This is a genomic window from Caulobacter sp. 602-1, assembly GCF_003931565.1.
Classification (GTDB): Bacteria; Pseudomonadota; Alphaproteobacteria; order Caulobacterales; family Caulobacteraceae; genus Caulobacter.
Genome location: NZ_RRYI01000086.1, coordinates 1 through 311, shown reverse-complemented (window position 1 = coordinate 311; position 311 = coordinate 1). Strand labels below are relative to the sequence as shown.

Sequence of the window (311 nt, the reverse complement as noted above, 5' to 3'; positions counted from 1 at the left end):
AATCGGGTGCCGGCCGGGACCAGTTCACGGCCATGCTCCTCGTCAAGCAGTGACGAGATTGTACCGTCGGCCTCGATGGTGACGGACAGTACGCCGTTGGCCAGAAGTACACGGCCGTTGTCCAGCGTCTGAGTCAGCACGGAAAGCGCGCCGGTCGGTTCGTTGATGCGGTTGGCACGCCAAGACGCGCCGTCATTGCGGAACTGACTGATGCGGGCCTCGGCGAGCAAGTCGGCCTGCGGGTTGGCCTTGCGCAGCACGGCGCACATGTCTTGAGCGATTTCAGCGAGACGCTTCAGGTCACGGCTATA

General features: G+C 63.0%; 1 protein-coding gene. It reads right to left on the bottom strand.

Translation table 11 applies throughout. The features are described from left to right. A partial coding sequence (locus tag EIK80_RS25355; RefSeq protein WP_233586948.1) for a hypothetical protein occupies positions 1–260 on the bottom strand: 260 nt, incomplete at its 3' end. Positions 261–311 lie beyond the last annotated feature (51 nt).